3 protein-coding genes are annotated in these 1361 nt (G+C 34.2%); all 3 read right to left on the bottom strand.

Annotated features, from left to right (window positions below; translation table 11 throughout):
• Positions 1-192 (bottom strand): hypothetical protein (locus DW036_RS25450; RefSeq protein ID WP_147401555.1); only part of this gene is annotated, 192 nt, incomplete at its 3' end.
• A gap of 357 nt (positions 193-549) precedes the next feature.
• Entirely contained in the window at positions 550-1086 is a 537-nt protein-coding gene (locus DW036_RS25335; protein WP_118466755.1) for a hypothetical protein, read from the bottom strand.
• 5 nt (positions 1087-1091) lie between these two features.
• On the bottom strand, positions 1092-1361 hold a 270-nt coding region (locus DW036_RS25710; protein WP_158585999.1), incomplete at its 5' end, for a hypothetical protein.

Raw genomic sequence — 1361 nt, 5'->3', positions numbered from 1 at the left:
CTCCTCACAGGTACGTGTCATTACTATTGGAGCATACTGACTATCATACCATTGTCGGGCTACTGATACGGTTAGTTCGTCCGTAGGCGAATTATCGTCGTGCAGCATTTGTTCCGTACAAGCTAACAACGTACCCAAAACACCTATACATATCAGAGTACGCCACTTTTTCCACTTTCGTATGTGTTTCATGCGTTTTTCATTTTTTATTAACATTATCTTAACTCATAGATTTCCTCTAAATCACAATACAGATAGAAAGTTACAAAATTGTATGCCTTAACTTTCCCGGTCAGTAATTTGCAAGTTATTGCTACAGCCACTTCTTTCTTTCCTTTTCACTATATAAAAAAGTTAGTTTAGCATATATTGCTTTAAAGAAAACTGTAAAGCCCATTCTTTATTCATTATAAGTGCAATACCATTTGTTCAAACACAAGTTAGACATATAACTCCTGTTGTTTATTTTATACATCTTAACTAAGTACTATTTCAAGAAAGCAGAAAACTGGAAAGCGAAAACAATCCCGCTCTCTACTCTCTCTACAGTCAAGGAGTACTAATTTTTAAATCTTCATACGGGAGCTCAAAAGCATCTGATGAATAAAAACTTGCTTTAGACCCTTTCTCAGATTCAATAACAGAAACACCTGTCATGTCATATTTAATCCCTTTATATCTCTGAAGTATTTCATAAAGCTCCTGATCTGTCAAAAGAGATTTTGTTCCAGGAAGAACCCAGAAATAAACATAACTTACAATTCCAGTTTCATCAAAGAAGACCTCTATAATTGTTTTATCCTCTTTCTTCAATTCCAATATCCTTTGTTTAGAAAAGATCCCGTCATTTACTAATCCCTGCAAAGGTTTTACTCTCGAATACTCTCCCCAAGAAGTTCGAGTATCAGATGTGAGTTCCAATAAAGCTCCACCCTTCTCCAAAATACGATTGATTTCGTTTTTTGGTTTTATTATCACAGAACCACTATTAGACTTTTCATACAAAAAATGTTGGGAATCAGTCTGTCCCTTTAAAGTGGTTGCACTTAACAGAATAACCACAATCATCAAAAGATTCTTTTTCATATTCTTTATTTTTTTATATATTGATACAATGCTTTGGGCGGAAAGGACTCTGTATATGTCCCTGAATACTGATACCAATTATTCGCAACCTCTCTATAAAGAGGTAATTGCTCATTCGAGAAACCTCCTCTATCTAATATTGAATTCATCAATGCTACTACTGCCTCTTTAAGAGATTCAGTACCACCATATCCTATTGTATTAGATCCACTTTTGAAAAATTTATTATTCAATAGAGTTAACGCAGCATCTACAAAAATATGTGCTTCCAATTC

Source organism: Bacteroides sp. AF39-11AC (assembly GCF_003474285.1).
Lineage (GTDB): Bacteria > Bacteroidota > Bacteroidia > Bacteroidales > Bacteroidaceae > Bacteroides.
This window is presented reverse-complemented; position numbering and strand designations above follow the sequence as displayed.